The 24,737-nt window shown below is 72.0% G+C and carries 26 protein-coding genes and 1 pseudogene; 20 read left to right on the top strand and 7 right to left on the bottom strand.

Features of this window, described 5'->3' with window-relative positions:
• Window positions 1–30: 30 nt before the first annotated feature.
• Genes AB0D10_RS05015 through AB0D10_RS04985 form a run of 7 tightly spaced genes read left to right on the top strand, consistent with a single transcriptional unit; the run spans window position 31 to window position 4,449 of the window.
• Window positions 31–570 (top strand): phospholipase D-like domain-containing protein, encoded by a 540-nt coding sequence (locus AB0D10_RS05015; protein WP_360251394.1) that lies wholly within the window; start codon window positions 31–33, stop codon window positions 568–570.
• Window positions 567–1,010, top strand: coding sequence for a DUF1003 domain-containing protein (locus AB0D10_RS05010; protein ID WP_360251391.1), 444 nt, complete (start codon window positions 567–569; stop codon window positions 1,008–1,010). The genes AB0D10_RS05015 and AB0D10_RS05010 overlap by 4 nt, the downstream gene beginning before the upstream one ends.
• Window positions 1,007–1,816 (top strand): C1 family peptidase, encoded by an 810-nt coding sequence (locus AB0D10_RS05005; RefSeq protein ID WP_360251388.1) that lies wholly within the window; start codon window positions 1,007–1,009, stop codon window positions 1,814–1,816. The genes AB0D10_RS05010 and AB0D10_RS05005 overlap by 4 nt, the downstream gene beginning before the upstream one ends.
• A gap of 11 nt (window positions 1,817–1,827) precedes the next feature.
• Window positions 1,828–3,411 (top strand): GH25 family lysozyme, encoded by a 1,584-nt coding sequence (locus AB0D10_RS05000; protein WP_360251385.1) that lies wholly within the window; start codon window positions 1,828–1,830, stop codon window positions 3,409–3,411.
• Window positions 3,411–3,662, top strand: coding sequence for a holin (locus AB0D10_RS04995; RefSeq protein WP_360251382.1), 252 nt, complete (start codon window positions 3,411–3,413; stop codon window positions 3,660–3,662). Before AB0D10_RS05000 ends, AB0D10_RS04995 begins: the two co-directional genes overlap by 1 nt.
• On the top strand, window positions 3,662–4,087 hold the full coding sequence (locus AB0D10_RS04990; protein ID WP_360251379.1) for a hypothetical protein: 426 nt from the start codon (window positions 3,662–3,664) through the stop codon (window positions 4,085–4,087). The genes AB0D10_RS04995 and AB0D10_RS04990 overlap by 1 nt, the downstream gene beginning before the upstream one ends.
• Window positions 4,084–4,449, top strand: a complete 366-nt coding sequence (locus AB0D10_RS04985) for a hypothetical protein (protein WP_360251376.1) — start codon at window positions 4,084–4,086, stop codon at window positions 4,447–4,449. The genes AB0D10_RS04990 and AB0D10_RS04985 overlap by 4 nt, the downstream gene beginning before the upstream one ends.
• Window positions 4,450–4,750: 301 nt before the next feature.
• Here the strand turns inward: AB0D10_RS04985 and AB0D10_RS04980 are convergent, their stop codons facing one another.
• Window positions 4,751–4,999: a hypothetical protein gene (locus AB0D10_RS04980; RefSeq protein ID WP_360251373.1), complete on the bottom strand. Its 249-nt coding sequence runs from the start codon at window positions 4,997–4,999 to the stop codon at window positions 4,751–4,753.
• A 118-nt stretch (window positions 5,000–5,117) separates the two neighbouring features.
• Here AB0D10_RS04980 and AB0D10_RS04975 point away from each other — a divergent pair, with 118 nt between their 5' ends.
• On the top strand, window positions 5,118–5,597 hold the full coding sequence (locus AB0D10_RS04975; protein ID WP_360251370.1) for an NUDIX hydrolase: 480 nt from the start codon (window positions 5,118–5,120) through the stop codon (window positions 5,595–5,597).
• Here AB0D10_RS04975 and AB0D10_RS04970 read toward each other — a convergent pair.
• The gene (locus AB0D10_RS04970; RefSeq protein ID WP_360251367.1) at window positions 5,594–7,024 is read right to left on the bottom strand and encodes a helix-turn-helix transcriptional regulator; all 1,431 of its coding nucleotides are present in this window, start codon (window positions 7,022–7,024) and stop codon (window positions 5,594–5,596) included. The two genes, AB0D10_RS04975 and AB0D10_RS04970, sit on opposite strands and share 4 nt — an antisense overlap.
• Before the next feature lie 185 nt (window positions 7,025–7,209).
• On the opposite strand from AB0D10_RS04970, the gene AB0D10_RS04965 reads away from it, so the two are divergent.
• Window positions 7,210–7,452, top strand: a complete 243-nt coding sequence (locus AB0D10_RS04965) for a hypothetical protein (RefSeq protein WP_360251364.1) — start codon at window positions 7,210–7,212, stop codon at window positions 7,450–7,452.
• Window positions 7,439–7,942 carry a hypothetical protein gene (locus tag AB0D10_RS04960; RefSeq protein ID WP_360251361.1) on the top strand — a complete coding sequence of 168 codons (504 nt, stop codon included), beginning with the start codon at window positions 7,439–7,441 and terminating at the stop codon, window positions 7,940–7,942. The genes AB0D10_RS04965 and AB0D10_RS04960 overlap by 14 nt, the downstream gene beginning before the upstream one ends.
• A gap of 187 nt (window positions 7,943–8,129) precedes the next feature.
• Here AB0D10_RS04960 and AB0D10_RS04955 read toward each other — a convergent pair whose 3' ends face one another.
• From AB0D10_RS04955 to AB0D10_RS04935, 5 genes and pseudogenes are all read right to left on the bottom strand, one after another.
• Window positions 8,130–8,366, bottom strand: coding sequence for a helix-turn-helix transcriptional regulator (locus tag AB0D10_RS04955; protein ID WP_360251358.1), 237 nt, complete (start codon window positions 8,364–8,366; stop codon window positions 8,130–8,132).
• A 578-nt stretch (window positions 8,367–8,944) separates the two neighbouring features.
• Window positions 8,945–9,250, bottom strand: a pseudogene (locus tag AB0D10_RS04950) (cytosine permease); the annotation flags it as partial.
• Window positions 9,251–9,289: 39 nt separating this feature from the next.
• Window positions 9,290–10,303: a TIGR03842 family LLM class F420-dependent oxidoreductase gene (locus AB0D10_RS04945; RefSeq protein WP_360251355.1), complete on the bottom strand. Its 1,014-nt coding sequence runs from the start codon at window positions 10,301–10,303 to the stop codon at window positions 9,290–9,292.
• 85 nt (window positions 10,304–10,388) lie between these two features.
• On the bottom strand, window positions 10,389–11,819 hold the full coding sequence (gene hydA / locus AB0D10_RS04940; protein WP_360251352.1) for a dihydropyrimidinase: 1,431 nt from the start codon (window positions 11,817–11,819) through the stop codon (window positions 10,389–10,391).
• Between the two features lie 11 nt (window positions 11,820–11,830).
• Window positions 11,831–12,673, bottom strand: a complete 843-nt coding sequence (locus AB0D10_RS04935; RefSeq protein WP_360251349.1) for a nitrilase-related carbon-nitrogen hydrolase — start codon at window positions 12,671–12,673, stop codon at window positions 11,831–11,833.
• A 426-nt stretch (window positions 12,674–13,099) separates the two neighbouring features.
• Here AB0D10_RS04935 and AB0D10_RS04930 point away from each other — a divergent pair, with 426 nt between their 5' ends.
• The 10 genes from AB0D10_RS04930 (at window position 13,100) to AB0D10_RS04885 (ending at window position 24,638) form a co-directional block, all read left to right on the top strand.
• Window positions 13,100–16,285, top strand: coding sequence for a hypothetical protein (locus tag AB0D10_RS04930; RefSeq protein WP_360251346.1), 3,186 nt, complete (start codon window positions 13,100–13,102; stop codon window positions 16,283–16,285).
• Window positions 16,286–16,406: 121 nt separating this feature from the next.
• Entirely contained in the window at window positions 16,407–16,484 is a 78-nt protein-coding gene (locus AB0D10_RS04925) for a putative leader peptide (protein ID WP_101948289.1), read from the top strand.
• Window positions 16,485–16,674: 190 nt separating this feature from the next.
• A complete protein-coding gene (locus AB0D10_RS04920) occupies window positions 16,675–17,202 on the top strand; it encodes a cysteine dioxygenase family protein (protein WP_360251343.1) in 528 nt (175 codons plus the stop codon).
• Window positions 17,196–17,582 carry a rhodanese-like domain-containing protein gene (locus AB0D10_RS04915; RefSeq protein WP_360251340.1) on the top strand — a complete coding sequence of 129 codons (387 nt, stop codon included), beginning with the start codon at window positions 17,196–17,198 and terminating at the stop codon, window positions 17,580–17,582. The genes AB0D10_RS04920 and AB0D10_RS04915 overlap by 7 nt, the downstream gene beginning before the upstream one ends.
• Before the next feature lie 335 nt (window positions 17,583–17,917).
• Window positions 17,918–19,150: an ATP-binding cassette domain-containing protein gene (locus tag AB0D10_RS04910; protein WP_360251337.1), complete on the top strand. Its 1,233-nt coding sequence runs from the start codon at window positions 17,918–17,920 to the stop codon at window positions 19,148–19,150.
• Window positions 19,140–19,808: an ABC transporter permease subunit gene (locus tag AB0D10_RS04905; protein ID WP_360251334.1), complete on the top strand. Its 669-nt coding sequence runs from the start codon at window positions 19,140–19,142 to the stop codon at window positions 19,806–19,808. The genes AB0D10_RS04910 and AB0D10_RS04905 overlap by 11 nt, the downstream gene beginning before the upstream one ends.
• On the top strand, window positions 19,805–20,482 hold the full coding sequence (locus AB0D10_RS04900; RefSeq protein WP_360251331.1) for an ABC transporter permease subunit: 678 nt from the start codon (window positions 19,805–19,807) through the stop codon (window positions 20,480–20,482). The genes AB0D10_RS04905 and AB0D10_RS04900 overlap by 4 nt, the downstream gene beginning before the upstream one ends.
• A gap of 39 nt (window positions 20,483–20,521) precedes the next feature.
• Window positions 20,522–21,478 (top strand): ABC transporter substrate-binding protein, encoded by a 957-nt coding sequence (locus AB0D10_RS04895; protein ID WP_360251328.1) that lies wholly within the window; start codon window positions 20,522–20,524, stop codon window positions 21,476–21,478.
• Between the two features lie 218 nt (window positions 21,479–21,696).
• Entirely contained in the window at window positions 21,697–22,275 is a 579-nt protein-coding gene (locus tag AB0D10_RS04890) for a hypothetical protein (RefSeq protein WP_360251325.1), read from the top strand.
• 620 nt (window positions 22,276–22,895) lie between these two features.
• Entirely contained in the window at window positions 22,896–24,638 is a 1,743-nt protein-coding gene (locus tag AB0D10_RS04885; RefSeq protein ID WP_360251322.1) for a glycosyl hydrolase family 18 protein, read from the top strand.
• Window positions 24,639–24,737 lie beyond the last annotated feature (99 nt).

The raw sequence follows: 24,737 nt of genomic DNA, 5'->3' as shown, positions 1-24,737 counted from the left end.
CCACCCGCTATCACGCCCCTGGAGGACCCATTGGCGCTTGCCAGCCTTGCCTCTCTTGACCAGCACAAGACCAGCGGATTCCCGCCCGGCTACCCGCAGGACGTACGCACCTGGTACTCGCCGGTCGACGACGTCCACGGCGTCCTGCTCGACCTCGTAAAGTCGGCGAGCACCTCGCTGGTGGTCGCCATGTACGGGTTTGACGATGACGATCTCGCCGACGCGATCCGGGAGAAACTCGCCGACGAGCACGTGTTCGTGCAGCTCACCCTCGACTCCAGCCAGGCCGGCGGTGTGCATGAGCGGGCGATCCTCTCCCGGGAGGGCTACCCGGCGTCGAGTGTCGCGATCGGGCTCAGTGAGCACGGACAGATCATGCACATGAAGATGGTGATCGTTGACGGCCTTGACGTTGTCACGGGCTCGACGAACTGGTCCCATTCCGGCGAAGCGCTCCAGGACAACCAGACGACCGTCATCCGGGACCCGCTCGTCGCCGCCGAGGCCCGCGCCCGCATCGACGCCATCCACCACCACATGCTGAACGCGACGAAGCGGGCAGGCTCGTGAGGGCCGCCGATGCCTCGGGGCCCTCGGAGCACCTGCACCCGGCGAACCAGGCCCGGCACGACGATCGGACGCTGGGCGACCGTGTTGCCGACGGTCTGGCCGGCGGCATGGGCAGTTGGCGGTTCATCATCGCCCAGGCGGCGTTCACCGCGGCGTGGATCGCGGCGAACACGTTGCACGGCTGGTCCCGGTGGGACGAGTACCCGTTCGTCCTGCTCAACCTCGTCTACTCGTTCCAGGCCGGCTTCACCGGGCCGATACTCCTGCTCAGCCAGAACCGGCAGGCGGAACACGACCGCCTGCGCGCGGAGCACGACTACGAGGTGGACAGGGAGGCCCTGGCCTGGACGAAGGCCATCGCCGCGCACCTCGGCATCACCGATCCGGCGGCCGAAGTGACCGCCATCGACGGCAATCTCACCCGCAAGGAGAACCGATGACCCGAGCCCTCGGACGGTTCGTCGACCACGACCCGCGCTCCCTGGCATACGCCCACGGGGTCCTGCCGCAGTCGGCACTGACCACCACGTCGTGGACCCGGCGTATACCCGTGCTCGATCAGGGCCAGCTCGGGTCGTGCACCGGAAACGCCGCAACCGGCCTGCTCGACACGGACAGTGCCGGCCGCATGGGGGCCGTCACCGTCACCATCAGCGCGGCCGGTGCCGCCGCATCCCACGGCGCCTTCCAGGCCGGTGAGCACCCCCTGGACGAGGCCTTCGCCGTCAGTCTCTACTCGCTGGCCACCGTGTTGGACGGCGCGCCCGGGCAGTACCCTCCCGCCGACACTGGGAGCAGCGGTCTCGGCGTCGCGAAGGCGCTCAAGGCCCTGGGCCTCGCGACGTCGTACACCCACGCTTTCGCCCTGTCCGCGGTGCGCTCCGCTCTGCAGTCCGGTCCGGCGCTCCTCGGCATCCCGTGGCTCCAGTCGATGTTCACGCCGGGCACTGACGGGCGGATCTCGGTCGACCCGGCGTCCGGCGTCGCGGGCGGCCACGAGATCGAGATCACCGGCTGGGACGCCGACACCGACCGGTTCTGGCTCACCAACTCGTGGGGCGGCGATTGGGGGCAGGGCGGGCGCGGCTACCTCGCCGCGCCGGACCTTCAGTGGCTGCTGTCCCAGCAGGGCGATGTCACGGTGCCCGTGCTCTCTACCCCGCCCACCCCGACCCCGGCGCCGGCCGATCCGGACGCCGCGTTCGCGGCCGCGGCCCACACGTGGCTGGCCGCCAAGGGTCTGTGAGAGGAGGGACCGTGGCACTCGCACGCGGTTACGACGTCTCCGACTACCAGTCCTCGATCCCCGCGGACGCGCAGTTCGTCTTCATCAAGGCGACCGAGGGTGCCCGGAGCGGCCAGCAGGGCTACACAGCCAAGCTGGCCGACGCCCGCAGCCGCGGGCTGGTCGTCGGCCACTACCACTTCATCCACTGCGAGAACCCGGTCCAGGGCGAGATCGATCATTTCTGTCAGGTGGTCGGCGCCATCCCGCCTGGCGAGCTGCTGGTGCTGGACTTCGAACCGTACGGTCAGCCGGTCTCGGCCGGTACCGCGACGGCGGCGAAGAACGCGTGGCTGGCGGCGGTCAAGCAGCGCTACCCGAACAACCGGGTCGGCTTGTACACCAGCGCCGATTGGTGGCGCCGAACCGATGACAACGCCGGAGACTTCCTCTGGATCGCCGACTACGTCCAAGCTGGCTCCCCGAGGATCCAGGCTGCGTGGCGTTTCCACCAGTTCACGGACACGCCGCTTGACATGGACGTCTACAACGGCAGCTTCGACGATCTTCGGGCCTGGGCCGGCGGGACAGTTCCGCAGCCCGTCCCGCCTCCGACGTCGGGCGCACCCGCGGCGTGGACGTCGCCGGGACGAGTACCCCGAGCTGCGTGGGGCGCGGCGGCCCCGACAGACGCCTACACCCCGATGACAGGTGCCCTCGGCGTAAAGATCCACTACCTGGGTGAGGCCTACCAGTTCGGCGACCACTCCACGTGCGCCGCGTACGTCAGGAAGATCCAGGCCGCCCACATGGCCGACCCCGTCCAGCACTGGATGGACATCGCCTACAACGAGCTGGTGTGCGAGCACGGCTACCGCTTCGAGGGCCGCGGCCACAACGTCCGGTCCGGCGCCAACGGCAACCAGACGCTCAATGCCCAGCACTACGCGATCTGCGCGCTGGTCGGATCGTCCGGCTCCACGGTGCCGACGGACGCCCAGCTCCAAGGGCTGCGGGACGCAATCGAGGACTACCAGGCCGACGCTGCAGCCGGGCCCGAGATCCGGGGCCACAAGGACGGCTACCAGACCGACTGCCCCGGCGGACCGCTCTACACCTGGATCCAGGCCGGCGCCCCGCGCCCCATCGAGGAGGACGACGACATGGCCGCACGTACCGACGACGAGATCATCGCCCTGGTCAGCAAGGGGGTGTTCGCTGCCCGCGACGACGTGACCTGGTCAGGCCGCCACTACGACGGCGACGGGTCCCCGAGCCTGCTCGACCTGATCGCCCAAATCCCAGCCGCCGTATGGGAGCACGGCCTTCCGAACGTGGATGTCAACTGGCAGCAGCGAGCCGGCGACGACGCTCTCGTGCCCGCGAAATGGCTGGCTGCCGCCGCCAACCCGCTCCAGATCCAGCTCGCCACCGCCCGCGCACAGATCGCCGCCCAGGACGCCGTCGTCCAGACCCTCCTCGACCGCACCTCCGGCGTCGACACGGCCACCGTCACCGCCGCGATCGAGGCCGCCGTCACCAAGGCCCTCGTCGCCGGCGTCGACATGCACGTCACTACCACCCCCACCGCCCCTGCCTCGAAGGAGACTTCCTGATGGCCCAGATCGAAACCAAGGTCAAGGCCGCCGCGGCCGCCACCTACCTCGGCACCACCTCGCTGCTCGCCGGTCTCACCGCGGTGCAGGACCATCCCGGGCTGGTCGGCTGGCTGCCTGAGTGGCTCGCCCCGTTCGTCCTGGCGATCGTGCCGACCGCGATCGCCGGGGTGGCGGGCTACCAGGCCCGGCACACCCCGCGCCCGGACCTGGTTCCGCCCCTCGCAACCGTCAAGCCGCTGGAGCCGTGATGCGCGGGGCGGTCCACCGGGCCGCACGCCGGGTGGGCCGCCGCGGCGCCGTCCTCGCCCTCAAGGGCATCATGGCGGGCATCTACGGCTACAGCCTGCTCGTCCAGCCACCCCAGGACACCCGGGGCATCAGGCTGTTACTCGACCTGATGCCCCTACACCTATGGGCGTGGGCGTGGATCGCCGCAGGCCTGCTCGCCATCGTCTGCGCGTGGCGCCCACCGGGACGGGACTGGCCCGGCTATCCGGCCATCTACCTCGTCGTCGCCCCGTGGGCCCTGGGCAGTCTGGCTAGCTGGTGGCTGTACGACAACCCCCGCGGCTGGGCATCGGCCGTCGTATGGGGATCGTTCTGTGGCGTGGCGCTCATCGCCGCCGAATGGCCCGAACCGCCGCACGACCAGCACGACCGGAGGCGCCCGTGAGTGGAGAATCGTGGGCCGCGATCTCCGCAGTGGGTGCCGCAGCCGTCACCCTTGGCGGCACCGTCTACACCGCGCGCGCCGGCCGCCGAACGCGCGGCCAGGAGCGCCGCGACGACTTCAGGGTCGTCACCGAGCGCATGGAGAGCGAACTCCTACGCCTCGGGAAGCGCCTCGACGAGCAGGAGCTGGAGTCCGTCCAGCAGCGGGCCCGGCTTGCCGGCCAGGAGTACAGCATCCGCTACCTCGCCGGGTGGGTCCGCAGCATGGTCGGGTTCATCCGGGCCAGCGGCCTCGAACCGCCCCCGGCTCCGCAGCCCGTGCCCGAGGACGTGCGGCCTTTCCTGCAAGGCCTAGACGTGTGAGCCGCCCGATCGGGTGAACGGGCCCCGCGAACGGGCGCCCGTGCGCTACGGTGGTCCCGCGAGTTGCTCCCCGCCTACGCGGGGGTGGTCCTCATCGAGGATTGTCGGTCAACCTGCTCCCCGCCTACGCGGGGATGACCCTGGAGTCTGTGACCACAGGGATTCGCCCCGCTCTCGCGGGGGTCAGCCGTGCGGCGCTTACGAGCAACCTGCTGCGGCAGCATCACCTCCCCGCCTCCGCGGGGGTCAACGTCAGCGCCCCCGCCCAGATCCGGGCGGGGGCACTTCGTCGTGTCCGGGCTCAGGCCTGTTCGCCGAGCGCCTTTTTCGCGGCATCGAGGCTGGCCTGCCAGAAGGCCTGGTGCTGGCCAGCCTGGCGCCGCTCCTCCCAGAACGGGTGGGCCTGGAGCGCCGAGGCTGCCTGGAGATAGGCCTCTCGCGCGGCCTCAACGTCGCCGCCCTCCAACCGTGCCTTCTCCATCGCCCGGTCCGCAGCGAGCGCGGCCGTGTGCAGGGGCAGCAGGTCAGAAGGGAGTTCGAGGTCGGCCATGCGGACATCGTAGGCACCTCTGGCAGGATGACGCCGACCGCCCCACCGAGATCATGAGGTGCCTGTGAGTAGCGAGTGGACTGTCCACGGCAGCCGGCCCATCTACACGAGCCCGTGGGTGAACCTGGACCTCGTGGACGTCGAGCCGCCAGGGCGTGCTCGCTACGAGCATCACCTGGTGAAGTTCGCTCCGGTCGCCGCGACGGTCGTCATCAACGACCAGGACGAGGTGCTGATGATGTGGCGCCACCGTTTCGCCACGCAGACCTGGAACTGGGAGATCCCCAGCGGCATCGTCGAGGAAGGGGAGGCCCTTGAGGATGCGGCTGCCCGAGAGGTACTCGAAGAGACCGGTTGGCGGGTGGACGTGGTTGAGCCCCTCGCCTACAACCAGCCGATCGGCGGCATGAGCAACGCTGAGCACCACGTGTTCCTTGCGCGCGACGCTACCTACGTCGCGCCCCCCGTGGACACCCACGAGGCTGATCGGATCGAGTGGATCCCGATGGACCGGATTCAGGCAATGATCGATCGCCGGGAGATCGTTGCCGGTGTCGCGGTCACCGGTCTGCTCCAGGTACTGGCCCGACGTTCCTAGCCAGCCAGTGCCGGCGCCGGCTCCGCAGCGATCATCTCGCGCAGGTCGGCGACCACCGGCATTCGGGCCGCTCGCGCCGGAACGGCGGCGACCACGTCCCGGGCCCTGGAGACGACGATGCCTGTCCGGTGCTCGGCTGGAATGGCGTCGAGGGCAAGCATGCCGACCTGGGCGGCCGTTGCGATCTCGCCGACTCCGATCAGGCTGGTCGCCTGGTCCATCGCGATGAGCGCCCGGTCAAGGTGTTCATCGGGGGCGTACAAGGAGAGGGCCTCGTCGAGGGCAAGCTGGGCACGACGGGTGTCACCGAGGGTGGTGTACATGCTGCCGATGTGCCAGCGGAGTTGGCGCTCGGTGTACCCGTAGGCAAGGTCACTGGTGTGGCTGGTGTCGAGGCGGGCAAAGGCCCGCTCAGCCAGTGCCATGGCCTGGCGGGCATCGTCGGCACGGCCCATCCGGGCGAGCGAGCGCGCCTCAAGCGCGGGTGCCCACGCTGCAGTTGCGCAGAGGGTGTTGCCAGCCAGGAGCCGGGCGCGCTCGGCGAGACGGGCGGCCGCGGCAGGGGCGCCGTAGTAGAACGGGATGACCGCCTCGCGGGCCACCAGCCACGCACGGAGGGCCCGGTCTCCCGTCTCCTCGGCGGCGAGTTGGGCGCATCGGAACCATCCGCGGGCCTCCCGGTGCTCGCCGAGAGCGACGAGGGCAATGCCTGTGGTTGCGGCGAGTCGGGCGGCCACGTGACAGAGCCGGGATCGGTGGTCGGCGTGCTGGCTCCGGCCGAGCAGTGACCGCACCTCGGCGAAATCAAGGACGGCGCCGGCGAGAATCTCCCCGGGTGGGGTGTGCTGGTACGCCTGCCCGTACTCGGTGGCGGCGTCCTCCCACTGGTCGATGGTGGTGTCCGCGATCGAGCCGGTGAGGGTGTGTGTCATCTCCTGCCGGACGCTGGCCAGGGCGGTCATGACCGGGCTCGGGAGAGTTACTCCTGCTGAGCCGAGCAGGCTTCGGAGTATGGCGTGCCGGGTGTCCGCTGCGACCGGCGGGGCAGTGACGTTCTCGTCGTGGGTGACTCTCGGAAGGGTGGCGGGGTGCTGCTCGGTGCCGGGAGGCGTGTAGTCGGTGCCGTATCCGAGCCGGTCGGGGCGGGTCTGATAGAGACGGCAGAGACTATCGAGCCGCGGGTCGCTAGGCCTGCTGGAGCCGTGCTCCCACGAGGAGAGCTGTTGCACGGTGGCGCGGTGCCCGAGCTCGGCGAGCGCTGTCACCGCGTCCTGCAGTGTCCAGCCCCGGGCGAGCCGGGCGGCCTGAAGGGGGGAGACCTCGCACTGATTTGCGATCGCGTGAACGAGCTGCCACGAAGTCCAGCCTGAGGTGTGGGCCTGGGTTACAAGGCTGGCCGCAGCCTGCCGGGTGTTGGCACGGGGCATCAGCGGCTCCAGTCTGCGGCGGATGGTGTGACTACACGTTAGGTCATGAGTAGCTGTCGGTCGGTTCGGTTTCATCACGCTGTCGTGAAGAACGGGCGCGGGTTCGGGTGGCACGGTGAAACCGCCCGTTGTTCATGTCGGGACCGCCATTTACGGAATCCGGCAGATGGGCCGATCCTCTCGGCATGGTCATCCCGCCAACGCCGGTTCGCACGGCGGCCGAGTACCGGCCGCTCCGTGGAACGCCCATCCAGATCAGTGTCACCAGCGAGCAGCCGCATGGCCGGGCTTGCATCCACGACGCGGAGGAAAGCGGGGCGCTCGTCCCTGCCGGCCATGTCTACACCCCAACCTCCGGGTCGCCGCTCGGCTGGCCGGTCGTTGCCCACCCGCAGTGCATCGAGGAGACGGCGCATGTTGAGCACTGACAGCCTGACGGTCGCAGTGGACGGCCACCTGGAGAGCGTCACCAAACCCGCGCTGGAGGCCCTGGACGCGCTGTGGCAGACGGTCCGCGAGCTGCCGATCAGCGAGTACGAGCTGCGAGCCATGGGGTGGCTGCTGAACAGCGGGGACACGGCGGACCTGGAGCGCATGATGAACGGGTCGGGGGCCGTCGACTGGCCGCTCGGCCTGCCGGACGGCGACCAGGTCATCGTCCGGGTCTGGCACGGCGACGGCCTGACCCCAGCGCAGAGGACCGGCGCCCGGTACACCGTCGAGCAGCTGCCGGCCGATGATCGGGGTAGGCGGCCGTGGGTGGTCCGGGACGCCGAGACCGGTGGCCTGGTCACCGCCGGCACCAGCGGGGTGCGCCCTCTTGAGTTCGCGATCGAGGAGTGCGCCGATGCTTGGGTCCGCGGTCAGGTCAACTTGGCCGGGTACCGCGTCCTGCCGGGCGGGTCGGTGACCAGGTGAGTGCCGTCGGCGGGACGCCGGTGGAGGCCACGATGACCACCGGTACCTGCGTGGGCTGTGGCGCCCGGGTCTACGGGCGCCTGGTGGCCACGGTGGACGAGCGCCAGGAACTGGTTGACAGTCACGAGGGATGTCCGGGGCGCACGCGGGAGCCGCGTCCGCGCCGGCACTCCCGCTGAAGCACCTGTCAGACGCCGTGGAACAGCTCCGCCAGGGAGAGATCGAGCTCGCGGGCGATCAGCGCGTAGACATCGATGCTGCTGCCGTAGCTGGCCTGCTCGACCCGGTTGATCGTTTTGCGGTCTAAGCCGATCAGGTGGGCGAGCTGTTCCTGGGTGAGTTTGCGCTCGATGCGTAGCTCGCGGACGCGTTGGCCGACGGCGCGGCGCTGGGCTATGGCCCAGGCGGGCAGTTCTGTCGGCACCCTGACATGGCACACCGGGCAAGATCAAAAGTCTGTACCAGGATTGGTACAAACGCCCACTCCTGGACATACTCACCACGCCGATTCGAACACCGGATAACCACTCGGCAACACAGCTAGATGATCAATCTGCATACATGCCAGGTTGGGTACCACGGCCTGATATGGCCGCCAACATTCGAACACCCACGCCAGAACCACAGGAACCACGTGAGCCCGCGAGCCGCCACCCTCTTACCTCCCGGACAGTCGGCCCCCCTCTCCTAGGTCGCCACACCCCGACGCGCGACCCAGCCACCCCACCCTCGCAGGAGAACCGTGAGTACCGCAGTTCCGCCGTCCGACCCAGGCAACCCATCCGCGGCCGTCCAGATGCGGCTCCGACTCGCGAGAGCACAACTGGAGGAAGTCCGGCGTACCGATCTCTCACGGGAGTCGCCGGCCGCCATGATGCTCATGGTCGACCGGCTCGCTGCCACCATCGACGGCCTCGTGGAGTTCCTGGAGGAAGGGCACCCTCACGCTGGTAGGCCGGCCTCGTAGCCGCCTGATGCCACGTTTTGCACTTTGGAAATGCTGCCGGTGAGCAGCATCGGGACGAGCACGATCAGGTTGGCGAGTGCGATGGTCAGCACCGCCTGCTTCCAGTCCATGCCGATCGCGACCAGGCCGGAGGCCAGCGTCCAGGAGGGGATGTTGTGGGCCATGCCGACCCAGAGTGCGAGGAAGTTGTAGGTGGTCCAGGTGCGCCGTGCCACCGGGACCGGTATCAGGTCGTCGCTGGTGAAGCCGTTGGCGGGCAACTCCCCGACGGACGGGTCGAGTTCGACCCGTCCGTCGGGGTGCTGCCACTGTCCGCCGCCGCCGGTCGCGGTGTCGGCCATGGGCAACTCCCGTCTGCTGCAGCTGGGATCGCACGGGGATCACAAGTGCGGGATGACGTCCGTCCCGTAGGCGTCGATGGTGGACTCGATCGCGTCGTGCATCGCGTAGACGGCGAACTGGTGGACGCCGAGCGAGCGGAGTTCCGCCAGCCGGGCGCGCTGCACCTCGGCCGGGCCGATCAGGCAGAAGCGGTCCACGATCTCGTCCGGGACGAAGGCCGTGTCCGGGTTCCCGGCGCGGCCGTGGTGGCTGTAGTCGTAGCCCTGCCGGCCCTTGATGTAGTCGGTGAGCGCCTCCGGCACCAGGTCGGAGTGCTCGCCGTAGTGGGTGACCAGGTCGGCGACGTGGTTGCCGACCATCCCGCCGAACCAGCGGCACTGCTCCCGGGCGTGGGCGAGCGCGGCGGGCGAGTCGTCGGCGGTGACGTAGGCGGGTGCGGCGACGCAGATGGTGACCGAGTCGGGGTCCCGGCCCGCCTCGACGGCGGCGGCCCGCACCGCCTTGACCATGAATTCGGTGAGGTAGGGGTCGGCCAGTTGCAGGATGAACCCGTCCGCCTGCCGGCCGGTCAGGGCCAGCGCCTTCGGGCCGTACGCGCCCATCCAGATCGGCAGCGACGCACCGGGGCCGACCCACGGCAGGTGCATCTCGGTGCCGTCCACCTCGACGGTGCGCCCCTCCGCCAACTCCTTGACGGCGTGCATGGCTTCGGAGAGCCGGGCGAGGGTGGCCGGGCGGCGTCCTGCGACCCGCATGGCGGAGTCGCCGCGGCCGATCCCGCAGACCGTGCGGTTGCCGTACATGTCGTTGAGCGTGGCGAACAGGGAGGCGGTGACCTCCCAGGTGCGGGTCGAGGGGTTGGTGACCATCGGGCCGACCGTCAGCCGCTCGGTCTCGGCGAGGATGCGGCTGTAGATGACGAAGGGCTCCTGCCACAGGACGCAGGAGTCGAAGGTCCAGCCGTGGCTGAACCCGGCGCGTTCGGCACGGATCATCCGGTCGATGAGGGTGCGGGCGGGCGGGTCGGTCTGCAGGACGAGGCCGATGTCCATGGGTGGCTCCAGGAAAGGGGGGACCGCCGCCCGGCCCGCCGGTCGGGCCCGGGCGGCGGCTGGTCGACGAAGGGGACGTGCGGGTTCAGACCAGGTACTGACAGGTGTCGCGGCGCAGGAAGGTGCCGTGTCCGGCCCGGCCGAGCCAGGTGCCGTCGTCCAGCACGACGGTTCCGCGCGAGAGCACGGTGCGCGCCCGGCCGGTGAGCCGGCGGCCCTCGTACGCGGAGTAGTCCACGTTCATGTGGTGGGTCGCGGCGGAGACGGTCTGCACCGCGGTGGGGTCGTAGACGACGAGGTCGGCGTCGGCGCCCGGCGCGATGGTGCCCTTGCGCGGGTGCAGCCCGAACATCCGGGCGGGCGTGGTGCAGGCGATCTCGACCCAGCGGCGCCGGCTGATGTGCCCGTCCACCACGGCCTGGTGGAGCAGGTCCATCCGGTTCTCGACCCCCGGGAGGCCGTTGGGGATCTTCGAGAAGTCGCCGCGCCCGAGCTCCTTCTGCCCGACGAAGCAGAACGGGCAGTGGTCGGTGGAGACCACCTGGAGGTCGTTGGTGCGCAGCCCGCGCCAGAGCGCCTCCTGGTGCTCGCGCGGCCGCAGCGGCGTGCTGCACACGTACTTGGCGCCCTCGAAGCCGTCGGCGCCCTCCTCGGCGAGGTTGTCGGTGGAGAGGAAGAGGTACTGCGGGCAGGTCTCGCCGAAGACGTTGAGGCCGGCGTCGCGTGCCCGGGTGAGCTCGGCGAGGGCGGAGGCGGCGGAGACGTGCACCACGTAGAGCGGGCTGCCGGCGACCTGGGCGAGCTTGATCGCCCGATGGGTGGCCTCGGCCTCCAGCAGTTCGCGGCGGACCTCGCCGTGGTACCGCGGGTCGGTCTTCCCGGCGGCGAGCGCCTGCTCGACCAGGACGTCGATGGCGATGCCGTTCTCGGCGTGCATCATGATCAGCCCGCCGTTGGCGGCGCCGCGCTGCATGGCCCGCAGGATGCGTCCGTCGTCGCTGTAGAAGACGCCGGGGTAGGCCATGAAGAGCTTGAAGGAGGTGGACTCGCCGGAGTCGACGAGGGCGTCCATCTCCTTCAGCACGCCGTCGTTGACGTCGGAGACGATGGTGTGGAAGGCGTAGTCGACGGCGCAGTTGCCGTCGGCCTTGGCGTGCCAGGTGTCCAGGCCCTCGCGCAGCGAGCCGCCGACCGGCTGGACGGCGAAGTCCACGATGGTGGTGGTGCCGCCCCAGGCGGCGGCCCGGGTGCCGGTCTCGAAGGTGTCGGAGGCCGCGGTGCCGCCGAACGGCAGTTCCATGTGGGTGTGGGCGTCGACGCCGCCCGGGACGACGTAGTGGCCGGTGGCGTCGATGACGGTGTCGGCGGTCCAGGCCCCGGCGGCGGAGCTGCCGGTGGTGGCGAGGGCGGCGACGCGCTCGCCCTCGATCAGGACGTCGGCACGGAGTTCGTCGGTGGCCGTGATGACGAGGCCGCCGCGGACGATCGTGCGCTGGTGCGGGTCGCGGGTGGTCATCGCGCTGCTCCTCAGGCCTCGGCCAGCGGTCCGTAGGCGTCGGGGCGGCGGTCGCGGTAGAACGCCCACTGCTGGCGGACCTGTTCGATCAGGCCGAGGTCGAGGTCGCGGACGACCAGTTCCTCCTCCTTGTCGGAGGCGACGTCGCCGACGAACTGGCCGCGCGGGTCCACGAAGTACGAGGTGCCGTAGAAGTCGTTGTCGCCGTACTCCTCGGTGCCGACCCGGTTGATGGCGGCGACGAAGTACTCGTTGGCGACGGCGGCGGCGGGCTGTTCGAGCTGCCACAGGTAGGCGGACAGGCCGCGGCTGGTGGCGGAGGGGTTGTAGACGATCTGCGCGCCGGCCAGGCCCAGGGCGCGCCAGCCCTCGGGGAAGTGGCGGTCGTAGCAGATGTAGACCCCGACCTTGCCGACGGCGGTGTCGAACACCGGCCAGCCGAGGTTGCCGGGCTTGAAGTAGTACTTCTCCCAGAAGCCCTTGACCTGCGGGATGTGGTGCTTGCGGTACTTGCCGAGGTAGCTGCCGTCGGCGTCGATCACGGCGGCGGTGTTGTAGTAGACGCCGGCCTGTTCCTCCTCGTAGACCGGGACGACGACGACCAGCCCGAGTTCGCGGGCGAGGTCCTGCATCCGGCGCACGGTCGGGCCGTCCGGGACGGCCTCGGCCCAGCGGTAGTGCTCGGGCTCCTGGACCTGGCAGAAGTAGGGCGAGTTGAAGACCTCCTGGAATCCGATGATCTTCGCGCCCTGGGCGGCGGCCTCCCGGGCGTACCGCTCGTGGAGCGCGATCATGCTCTCCTGGTCGCCGGTCCAACGGGTCTGGACGAGCGCGGCACGGACGATCTGCGACATGGGTACCTCCGCAACTCCGCGGCCCGGCCGTGCGGTCGGGGCCCGCGGTCCGATGGTTGACGGGGCGGGTCTGACCCGCGGGTCCGCTCGGGGATCCGCGGGGGTCTACGTGCGTAGAAAGCGATCTGTAGACGGTAGGCCGGGCCTTGGTGGCCTGACAATACGTTGGCGGAAACGCGTCTGGGGCGATCCTGTTGCGCGGACACGCGGACGGTCCTGGGTGGGATGAAAGGCTCATCTACCCCGTACGTAGCCTCCTTACTCATTCGAGTGAAACCGGGCACCCGGGGTGCGGATCCGGCCAGCACGGGGTAGGAGCCGCGTCGAGGCCGTCGTGGATCACTGCGGACCGTCAGTCCTCGGTGGTTTCATACGAGTTCGGCGGCCCGGCCACGGGGGATCGGAGCGGCCGCACGGGGGTGACGGATGACAGTGGAGTCGAACTCCGCGGCGGACACGACGCGTGAGGCGCCGGGCACGACGCGCGAGGCAGCCGGGGGCGGCCCGGCGGGGCGGCCGCCCGCCCTGCCCGCCTGGGCCGGTCTGCTGCTGGCCCTCGGCACGCTGCTGCCGGTGGTCCTCGGTGCGGCGCTGTTCCGCCGCCTGGCTCCGAGCGTGCGGGACGTCGCCCTCCAACTGGCCGGGTCCCGTGCGGCCGCCGAGGCCGTGGTCGGCGGCCGCACCGGCGACTACCTGGCCGCGCTGCACGCCGACGGCTGGCTGATCGGCGGGTACGGGATGACCCTGGTGGCCGCCGCGCTGCTCGGCGGGTACGTGCTCGGGGGCGGGTTACGCCGGCCGCCGGCGCTCGCGGTCGGCGGCGCCGGCCTGCTCGCCGCCTGCTGCGACCTCGGCGAGGACGCACTCCTGCGCGACGGGCTCAACGGCCTCTCCACCACGGCGTCCGACGCCCCCTTCGCGGTCGCCACCGCGCTCGCCACCGTCAAGTGGGTGCTGCTCCTGCCCGCCGGGGCGGTCGCGGTGGGCATCGTGGCGGTGACCGCCGCCCGGGCGGTGCGCGGGCTGCTGCCGGCCCGGACCGGCGGCGCCGCGGCCGCCGACGGGGTCCCGGCCGCCGACGGGGGCGCGAGCGAGGGCACCGCCGACCGCCCGGCGCTGATCCCGCCCTGGCCGGTGGCCACCCGGCACGGCGGGCCGGCGCCGCGCCCGCACCTGCCGCCCTCGAAGGCCACACCGGCCCCACCGGCCCCGGCACTCACAGCGGCCCCACCAGCCCCACCGGCCGGACCCGACCGGCACGCCCACTGGCGCGACGCCGCCCGGGTGCCGCCCGGCCGGGAGCCCGCCGAACTCGGCTTCTGTGTCTCGGGCGGCGGGATCCGCTCGGCCTGCGTCACGCTCGGCGCGCTCCAGTCGCTGCGGCCCTGGCTGAAGCGGGCCCGGTACCTCGTCTCCGTCTCGGGCGGCGGCTACACCGTCGGCGCTCTGCAGCTCGCGCTCAGCGACTCCGCGCCCGACAGCCCGGTGCACGCCGTCTCCGGCCTGACGGCCGACACCGTGATGGAGCCCGGTTCCCCGGAGGAGGACCACCTCCGCCGGCACGGCAAGTACCTCGCCGACGGCGCCGGGCAGTGGCTGGTCGCCCTCGGGACGCTGCTGCGCGGCGTGCTGTCCGCGCTCACCCTGCTGCTGGCGGCCGTCCTGACGCTCGGCCTCGCGCTGAGCCGCTTCTACCACTCCGTCCCGCTCACCGACCTGGGCCGGCTGGCGGCGGCCGGCCTGCGCCACCCGGGCGCCGCGCCGGGTGCGTTGGAGTTCCGAGCGCCCGCCCTCGCCGCCGTCGGCGCGCTGCCGGCGGCGGCCGCCGGGTGCTGGCTGCTGTGGCTGCTGGCCTTCCCGTCGCTCGGCTGGCAGGCGGTGCTGCCGCGCGCCCTGCGCCGGCTCAACCTCGCCGCGCTCGGGCTGGCCGGCCTGCTGGCCGTCGGCGTGCTGGCGGTCCCCGGGCTGGCCTGGGGGGCGGTGCGGCTCCAGCAGTCCCTGGCGGCCGGCCCGCAGCGGACCGGTGCCGGTCTCAGCCTGACCGTGGTGCTCAGCTACCTGGCACTGCTGCTCGGCATCCTCTGGCGCGACCGCCGGACGGTCGGCCGGGGCGCCTCCGCCCTCGGCGGGGCGCTGCGCGACACCGGCCGGGCCGGTGGCGGCCTGACCTCCACCCTCACCCAGTACCTGGTGGTGTGGGCGGCCGCGCTGGCACTGACGACGGGCGCGCTGCTGGCCCTCGGCTGGGCGGTCGCCACCGGGTACGCCTGGCCGGCGGCCTTCCAGGTGCTGCTGCCGCTGGTGCTCGGCGCGGTCGGGCTCAACCTCGACCAGACCTGGATGAGCCTGCACCCGTTCTACCGGCTGCGGCTGGCCTCGGCGTTCGCAGTCCGCCGGGCCACCGAGGGCGGCCGGTCCCTGGCCCGCCCGTACGACTTCTTCCGCGAGCGGACCCGGCTCAGCCACTACGGGGCCCGGCACCCGGACTTCCCCCAGGTGATCTTCTCGGCGGCGGCCAACCTGTCCGGCAACTCCCGTACGCCGCCGGGCCGTCGGGCGGTGTCCTTCTCGCTCTCGTTCGACTACGTGGGCGGTCCGGACGTCGGATACGCGCGCACCGACCTGCTGGAGCGGCGCACCCGGCGGCACATCGCCCGGGACCTCACCGTCCAGTCGGCGATGGCCGTCTCCGGGGCCGCGTTCTCCTCCGCGATGGGACGTGAATCCCGGGTCTACCAGGGGCTGTTCGCGGTGACCAACGCGCGCCTCGGCACCTGGCTGCCCAATCCCTCGGTGCTCGGCCCGGACTGGTCCGGCAGCCGGGACTGGCGCCGCCCCGCGCAACCCGCCGTCCGCAGGCTCCCGTACCAACTGCGGGAGCTGACCGGGCGGTTCCCGGCCGACGACCGGTTCCTGCTCACCACCGACGGCGGTCACTACGAGAACCTCGGCCTGGTCGAGCTGCTGCGGCACCGGGTGCGCACGGCGGTCTGCGTCGACTCCAGCGGCGACGCGGGCCACGCCTCCGCCCTCGCCGCCGCGATCACCCTGGCCCGCGAGGAACTGGGCGTGGAGATCACCCTGCACGAGCCGGACCTGCTGATCCCGGGCAGCGCCGCCGAGGAGCAGCCCTCCGGACCGGACGGCCCCGACGACGGGCGGCCGCCGTTGCGGGGGCTCGCCGCGCAGTTGTCCGCCCGACTGTCGGCCCGGGCGGTCATCACCGGCGACATCCGCTACCCGGACCTGGACGGCGACACGCCCGAGGCCGATCGCCGCGGCACCCTGATCGTCCTCAAGGCCGCGCTCACCCCCGACCTGCCCTACGAGCTGCACGCGTACGCGACGGAGAACCGGGCCTTCCCGAACGACGCCACCAGCGACCAGTGGTTCGACCACCGGCAGTTCGACGCCTACCAGACCCTCGGCCGCTACCTCGGCGACCGGGCCGCACCGGTGATCGAGCAGGCCCTGAACACCGGGGCAGCCGTCCCGGCCGCCGTAGCCGGGTCCGCCGCTCCGGTGCCCGGGCAGCCACCCGGCGGTGCCGGGTCTTCGCCGTCCGCCGCCGGCACGGCCCCACCGGCGCCGCGCCGCCCCGCCGAGGGGTAGCCGGCCCGGCCGTCCGCGGTGTCGCGGCGCCACCGGGCGGCGGCGCGGCACCGTGAACGGACACCGGCGGGCCTGCGGACCGGCTTGACTTCCTCCGGTTTGCTCGGGAAGGATCCGGCGCATGGACTCCGGCACCACTCTGGTCTGCCGCCTGCACGTCGATCTGCGACGCCAGGCGAGTTCCATCTGTGCCTGTTGACCTTGATTTCCCCCGCCGGTCCCGCCCTGTGACGTCTGCCAGGGCCCGCGCCGCGCACCCGCACCCGCAGTTCTGACCCCGCCCCGGCGCACCCCGTGCGGCGTGCCGGGCCGCTCCGCCGGCCCGCACCCGCCACCATCCGCCGGACCGGACACCCCTGCCGACGTTCCGCGCACCCGAGGACGCCTTGATGAGTCCGCACACCCGTACGGTCCCCGCCTCCGAGAGCCCGACGCCCGCTCCCCCCGGGGCCGGAGCCCGGGCCCCGCTCACCCCCGGAACCCTCCGGACCATCGTCCGTGACCTGGCCGAGCAGCCCGACCGGTGGATCCACCACGTCCGGCTCGCCACCGAGGAGCGCTGGTACCGGCGCCTGGTGGCCGAGGACGACCACGAGGTGTGGCTGATCAGCTGGCTGCCGGGCCAGTCCACCGGTTTCCACGACCACGGCGGCTCGCGCGGCGCCTTCACGGTCGCCCTCGGCGAGTTGGAGGAGCTGTCCCTCGGCGGCCCGGACCAGGGCCTGCTGATCCGCCGGGTCCCGGCGGGCACCGCCCGGGCCTTCGGCCCCGAGTACGTGCACGACGTGCGCAACACCGCGTCCGGGCCCGCCGTCAGCCTGCACGCCTACTCGCCCCCGCTGAGCTCGATGGCGCACTACGACCTGCGGGCCGGAGGGCTCGTCCGCACCTCGGAGGAAGGACCGGAGCAATGGTGACCACAATCGACGACCTGGTGGAGCGGGCCCGCGAGGGGGTCCACCGCCCGCGCGCCCGGGAGGCCTACCAGGCCCAGCTGGACGGCGCGCTGCTGGTGGACATCCGTCCGGCGGCGCAGCGGGCGGCCGAGGGCGAAATCCCGGGCTCGCTGATCATCGAGCGCAACGTCCTGGAGTGGCGGCTCGACCCGACGGGCAGTCACCGCATCCCCGAGGCCTCGGGCTACGACGTCGAGGTGATCGTGGTCTGCTCGGAGGGCTACGCCTCCAGCCTGGCCGCCGCCTCGCTCCGCGAGCTGGGGTTGCACCGGGCGACCGACCTGGACGGCGGGTTCGTCGGCTGGGCGGCATCCGGCCTGCCGACCCGTCAGGGCGGCTGAACCGAAGCCTTCGACGGGGCCGGGAGGAGAGGCGTCACCGCCGACGGGAGGTGACGCCGACTCGGCCGGGAGGCTCCCATCAGCTCGGCCGCGACCGGTCCGGCGGCACGCGCCCGGCGGTAAATCAGAGACAGGAGATGACGCAGGTCATAGTCTGATCGGAGTTTCCGCCGGTCCGAACCTGGGCAGCCACGCGGGCGGAAGAACGCCCGGGCGGTTGGTACGACAAGCGCCACCACCACCGATCCGCACCACCGTTTGTCGACAAACCACCAACAATCGAACGACCGACACAGGCGCCGCCTCCCCGGGGCGCCCTGACGAGGAAACACCCCGTGATCAGATTCGAGGGCGCCGGAAAGCGCCACCCCGACGGCACAGTCGCCGTCGAGGGCCTGGACCTTGAGGTCCCGACCGGTCGGATAACCGTCCTGGTCGGACCGTCCGGCTGCGGCAAGACCACCCTGCTGCGCATGGTCAACCGGATGGTCGAGCCCACCTCGGGCCGGGTCCTGCTGGACGGCACCGACGTCGCGGAGCGGGAACCAGCCAAGCTGCGCCGCGGCATCGGGTACGTGATCCAGCAGGCCGGGCTGTTCCCGCACCGCAAGGTGATCGACAACATCGCCACCGTCCCCCACCTGCTCGGCTGGGACCGCAAGAAGGCCCGCGCGCGGGCCGCCGAACTGCTCGAACTGGTCGGGCTCGCGCCCGAGACCGCCAAGCGGTACCCGTTCCAGCTGTCCGGCGGCCAGCAGCAACGGGTCGGCGTCGCGCGCGCCCTGGCCGCCGACCCGCCGGTGCTGCTGATGGACGAGCCGTTCAGCGCCGTCGACCCCGTGGTGCGCGCCGGGCTCCAGGAGGAGCTGCTGCGGCTGCAGTCCGAGCTGCGCAAGACGGTGCTGTTCGTCACCCACGACATCGAGGAGGCCGTCCGGCTCGGCGACCAGGTGGTGGTGCTGCGCGAACAGGGCCGGATCGCCCAGCTCGCCGACCCGCACACCCTGCTCACCACCCCCGCCGACGACGGCGTGGCCGCCTTCCTCGGCCGCGACCGCGGCCTGCGCGGCCTCGGACTGCGCCCCGCGAGCACCGTCACGCTGCGCCCGGTCGGCGACGCGCCCAAGGCCGGGCGCGACGCCGGGCTCAAGGCCGTCGCCGAGGCCGGGCTGACGAACGCGATCGACAACGGGGCCCCGGACGGACTCAGGTACGGCGGCTGGGAGTTGGCCCTGGACGACGAGCGCCGCCCGATCGGGTGGATCGACCGCGACGCCGTCACCGCCGAGCTGCACCCGGCCGCCGCCTTCCGGCCGGACACCGACACCCTGCGCACCGCGCTGGACGCCGCCGTCCTCTCCCCCGCCGGAGTCGCGGTCGCCCTGGACGCCGAGGGCCGGGCCACCGGCACCGCGAGCCGCGAGGCCGTCCTCGCCGCGCTCCGGCCCGGAGCAGCCGCGCCCGTCCGGACCGCCGGACCCACCGACGGCGGACCCACCGACGGCGGGCCCACCATGGACGGGCCCTCCGACGGCGCCACCCCGGACGGAGTCCCCGGTGGACGATGAACCGATCGTCCGCTGGTACTGGATCGGGGACCACCTCGGCTACCTCGGCCACCTGCTCGCCGACCACGCCGTGATAGCCCTCGTCCCCGTGCTCGTCGGCCTGCTGCTGGCCGTGCCGCTAGGCCTGGCCTGCGCGCGCTTCCCCCGGCTCTACCAGCCGTTGTCCGCCGTCTTCAACATCGTCTACGCGCTGCCCTCGCTGGCCGTGTTCGTGGTGCTGATCCCGTACACCGGGCTCGCCACCCAGGCGACCGTGATGATCCCGCTCACCTTCTACGCCCTGGCCGTCCTGCTGCCGACCACCGTGGACGGGCTGCGGGCCGTCCCGGACGCCGTCCGGCAGGCCGCCACCGCGATGGGCTACGGGCCGTGGCACCGGCTGACGTCGGTCGAACTGCCCGCGGCCGTCCCGTACCTGATCGCCGGGCTGAGGGTGGCAGCGGTGTCCAGCATCTCGCTGGCGAGCGTCGGCGCGCTGGTCGGGCGCGGCGGGCTCGGGTACCTCTTCATCGACGGCTTCCAGCGCACCTTCCCGACCCCGATCGTGGCCGGCATCGCGCTGATCGCGGCCCTCGCACTGGCCGTGGACCTGCTGCTGGTGGGCGCCCGGCGGGTGCTCGCGCCCTGGGCCGTCCGGGAGAAGGGGGCGGGCTCGTGAACTGGCTGACCTGGCTCGGTGACTTCTTCACCGCCGCGGACCACCGCAGCGGCCCGGACTCGATAGCGCACCGGGTCTCCGAGCACCTGGTGCTCTCCGGCGAGGCCCTGCTGTTCGCCGCGCTGCTCGCCGTCCCGCTCGGGCTGCTGATCGGCTACACCGGGCGCGGCGTCACCGTGGTGACCGCGATGGCCGGCGCCGCCCGCGCCCTGCCAACCCTCGGCCTGGTGACGCTGGCGGTGTTGTTCGCCGGGGTCGGCGACACCGCGGTCCTGATCCCGCTGGTCGCGCTGGCCGCGCCGCCGCTGCTGGTGGCCTCCGTCGAGGGGGTGCGCGGCACCGACCCGGACGTCCGGGACGCCGCGCGCGGCATCGGCCTGACCCACTCCCAGGTGCTGCGGCAGGTCTGCCTGCCCGCGGCCGCGCCGACCCTGCTGGCGGGCTTCCGCACCGCGACCGTCCAGGTGATCGCGACCGCCACGGTGGCCGCCTACGTCGGACTGGGCGGGCTCGGCCGCTACGTCATCGACGGACTGGCGACCCGCAAGTACGCCGTGACCGTCGGCGGGGCGCTGCTGGTGGTGCTGCTCGCGGTCGCCGCCCAGCTGTTCTTCGCCCTGCTCGCCCGGTTCGCGCTCCCGCCCGGGGTGCGCGCCCAGCACCGGGCCCGCTGAACTCCTCTCCCCATCCTCTCCGGAAGGACATCTGTCACCATGTCGACAATGAAGCGAGGCCGGCGTGCGGTCGTCCTCGGCACGCTCGCCGCACTCGCGCTCGGCGCCACCGCCTGCGGCTCCTCCGGCGGCGACCCGCTCAGCGGGGGTTCGAGCGCCCCGACCGCGTCGGGCGGCCCGGGAGGCCCCGCCGCGGGCGGCGGATCCGGGTCGACCGTGGTCGTCGGCTCGGCGAACTTCCCGGAGAACGTCCTGCTCGGCTCGATCTACTCACAGGCCCTCAAGGCCAAGGGCGTCAAGGTCGAGGAGAAGTTCAACATCGGCAGCCGCGAGGTCCTCTACGGGCAGCTGCAGAGCGGCAACCTCACCGTCCTGCCCGAGTACAACGGCGCCCTGCTGGCCTACCTGGACGCCAAGTCCACCGCCGTCAGCACCCAGGACGTCAACGCGGCGCTCGCCACGACGCTGCCCTCCGCGCTGGGGATCCTCGATTCCTCTCCTGCCGAGGACAAGGACTCGCTCAGCGTCTCCCAGGAGACCGCCGACAAGTACAACCTCAAGACCATCTCCGACCTGGCCGCCAAGGCCGGCGAGCTCACCATCGGCGGGCCGCCTGAGTTCAAGTCCCGCCGCGAGCAGCAGTTCAAGGACGTCTACGGGCTGACCTTCAAGGAGTGGAAGCCCACCGCCGACACCACCGCGAACGCGCTCAAGGACGGCGGCGTCCAGGTCGGCAACGTGTTCACCACCGACCCGAAGATCGTCCAGTACAAGCTCGTCGCGCTGGCCGACCCGAAGAACGTCTTCGGTGCGCAGAACATCACCCCGCTGGTCAACAAGTCGGGCGTGGACGCCACGGCGACGGCGGCGCTCAACGCGGTGTCGGCCAAGCTCGACACCGCGGGGCTGACGGCGCTGATGAAGCGCGTCGCGGTGGACAAGGAGGACCCGTCGGCGGTGGCCAAGGACTGGCTGAAGTCCAACGGCCTCGGCTGACGGCTCGTACGGCGGCACGCCGACACGGACGGCGGACGGCGGCCCGGTAGGACTCCTCCCGGGCCGCCGTCCGCCGTTCCGGCTCCCGCTCCGCCGCACCCGGGCCCCCGCTCCCCGGGGCCGCACCCCGACCCCCACGCCGAAGGCCCGCACCGCGCCCTCCGGACGCCCTTCGAGGGACCTTCCCTTCCGCGCCGCGAACATGACAGTCTGGGCGGATGCGCACTCGACTCCTCGCCGCCACCCTCACGGCACTCGCCGCGGTGAGCCTCGCTGCCTGCTCCAGCTCCGGATCGAGCTCGGGCAAGGCCACCACCGCGGCCGGCTCCCCCACCGCCACCGCGGCCCCGACCGCCGCACCGTCCGATGCGGCCCCCTCCGACGCCGCCGCGACACCGTCGGCCCCCGCGCCCGGCACGGCCGCCCCCACGGCCGGCGGCACGACGGGCACGCCCGCTCCCGACGCCGGTACCCCGGGCGCCCCCGCTCCGGCCAAGCCCGCCCCGCCCGCCGACGCCGGCCTGCCCGCCAAGCCGGGCACCGACCTGACCGGCAAGCTGGTCGCGGCGCTGAACGCGATCGACCCGGCGATCGTCGGCGGCAAGCCGGACCAGGCCGTGGACCGGGCCCGCAACCAGTGCCAGTCGATGTTCCAGTTCCCCAAGGACACGGGGAAACTGGTCGAACTGGCCAACCAGCGCTTCACCTCGCCCGACCACCCGCAGGGCTTCGGGCCGGACACCGCCGCCAAGATCAACGACGCGCTGCGCGCCACGCTCTGCCCGGCGCCGCGCTGATCCCGTCCGCGGCCTCCGCGCCGCGACGCCCGAACCGCCCGGTGTCCTGAGCACCGGGCAGCCGTGGCCGCGCCCCGTCCGACGGTGCGCGGCCACGGTTTTCTCTGTGCGCCCGCGACTCCCGTGCCCCCGGCTGCTCCCACGCCCCGGCGGCTCCCGACCCGGCAACTCCCTGCCCCGACAACTCCTCTGTCCCGGCGCACGATCCGCGTTCCGGCGAGTGATCCGCACCCTTCGGCCGCCCGGGCCGTACGCCGGCGAACTGTTGGGTCTCTTGACAGACCAGTGGTCTAGTCCAAACATAAGCATGTCGATCCGACCGGGATGCACTGTGGGGGTGTGACCACCGGCGGCTGAGGCACTGCCCTGCCCTGCTCCGCTCCACCCCCGCCCCGTACGGCCGCGCGCACTCGCACCGCCGCCCGCGTCCACGCGAACCGGTGGGCTGCCGCACGCCCGCACGCCGCCGTCGCCACCGCGATCCGCCCGCTCCCGCGCTCCGCCCGGTCCCGATCGGACCCCGAGCCGGTGCCACCTGGCCGCACCCCACACGGCCGGCTCGGCGCCGGCCCACTCGCAACTCCCCAACGTCCTGCCCCACCAAGTCTGTTGGAGAATCCGTGCGTCTTCGCCGAACAATCCAGGCCGCACTGACGGCCTGCGCCACGCTGGCCGCCTCGGCCGGCCTGGTCGCCACCGGAACGAGTACCGCCCAGGCCGCCACCCCGCTCCCCAGCCGGGTCTTCGCCCCCTACTTCGAGGCCTGGACCGGGCAGAGCCCGGCCCAACTGGCCGCGCAGTCCGGCGCCAAGCACCTGACCATGGCGTTCCTGCAGGCCGCCACCAAGGGCTCGTGCACGCCGTACTGGAACGGCGACTCCTCGATGCCGGTCTCCTCCTCGACCTTCGGCGCCGACATCGCCACCATCCGCGCCAACGGCGGGGACGTGATCCCGTCCTTCGGCGGCTACACCGCCGACAACACCGGCACCGAACTGGCCGACAGCTGCACCGATGTCAACCAGATCGCGGCCGCTTTCGAGAACGTCATCACGACGTACGACATCAGCCGGATCGACCTCGACATCGAGGACAACTCGCTGACCAACACCGCCGGGATCGACCGCCGCAACAAGGCGATCAAGCTCGTGCAGGACTGGGCCACCACCAAGGGGCGCAGCATCCAGTTCTCCTACACCCTGCCGACCACCACCAGCGGGCTCACCGACAGCGGCCTCGCGGTGCTCCGGAACGCGGTCGGCAACAACGCGCGGATCGACGTCGTCAACATGATGACCTTCGACTACTACGACAACGCCACCCACGACATGGCGGCCGACACCCAGACGTCCGCGCAGGGCCTCTACAACCAGCTCGCCAGGCTCTACCCGTCCAAGACCCCCGCCCAGCTGTGGGGTTCGATCGGGATCACCGAGATGATCGGTGTCGACGACTTCGGGCCGGCCGAGACCTTCACCCTGGCCAACGCCACCACCGTCTACAACTGGGCCGTCTCCAAGGGCATCAACACGCTGTCCTTCTGGGCGCTCCAGCGTGACAACGGCGGGTGCCCGGGCACCAAAGGCAACGACAACTGCTCCGGGATCGCCCAGAACACCTGGGACTTCACCCACATCTTCGCGCCGTTCACCAGCGGCTCCACGGTGAGCAACGACTTCTCCGTCTCCGCCAGCCCGAACTCCGCCACGGTCACGGCCGGTTCATCCACCTCGACGACCATCGCGACCGCCGTGACGGCGGGCTCGGCACAGAGCGTCAACCTGTCGGTCAGCGGCGCCCCGGCCGGCGTCACCGCCACCGTCACCCCCGGCAGCGTCATCGCCGGCAACAGCGCCACCCTCAGCATCACCACCACCTCGGCCGCGGCGGCGGGCACCTACCCGCTGACCGTCACCGCCAACGCGCCGTCCGGCACCCACACCGCGACCTACTCGCTGACCGTCACCGGGACCACTTCGACGACCGGCCTGGTCAACGGTGACCTGGAGACCGGCAGCCTGGCCCCGTGGACCTGCCAGAGCGGCGGCGCCGTGGTCTCCACCCCGGCCCACTCCGGCACCCACGCGCTGCAGGCCGCGGCCACCGCGAGCCAGACCGGCGAGTGCTCGCAGACCGTCACGCTGAAGCCCGACACCGGCTACACGCTGAGCGGCTGGGTGCAGGGCAACTACGCCTACGTCGGCGTCAGCGGCGGCGCGACCGCCAGCTCCTGGGCCGACTCCGCCGGCTGGACGAAGCTGTCCATCCCCTTCACCACCGGCGCCTCCGGCACCGTCACCGTGTACCTGCACGGCTGGTACGGCCAGGGCAACGTGTTCGGGGACGACTTCTCGATCGCGTAGCGGGTGACGAGCGACTCGTCACGAGCGGCTCGTGACGAGTGACGGCTGACAGATTTCATCATCTGTCAGCCGTCATCCGTCGTCTGTTCCCCCGTCGGC

This window comes from Kitasatospora sp. NPDC048545, assembly GCF_040651155.1.
Taxonomy (GTDB): Bacteria; Actinomycetota; Actinomycetes; order Streptomycetales; family Streptomycetaceae; genus Kitasatospora.
This window is presented reverse-complemented; position numbering and strand designations above follow the sequence as displayed.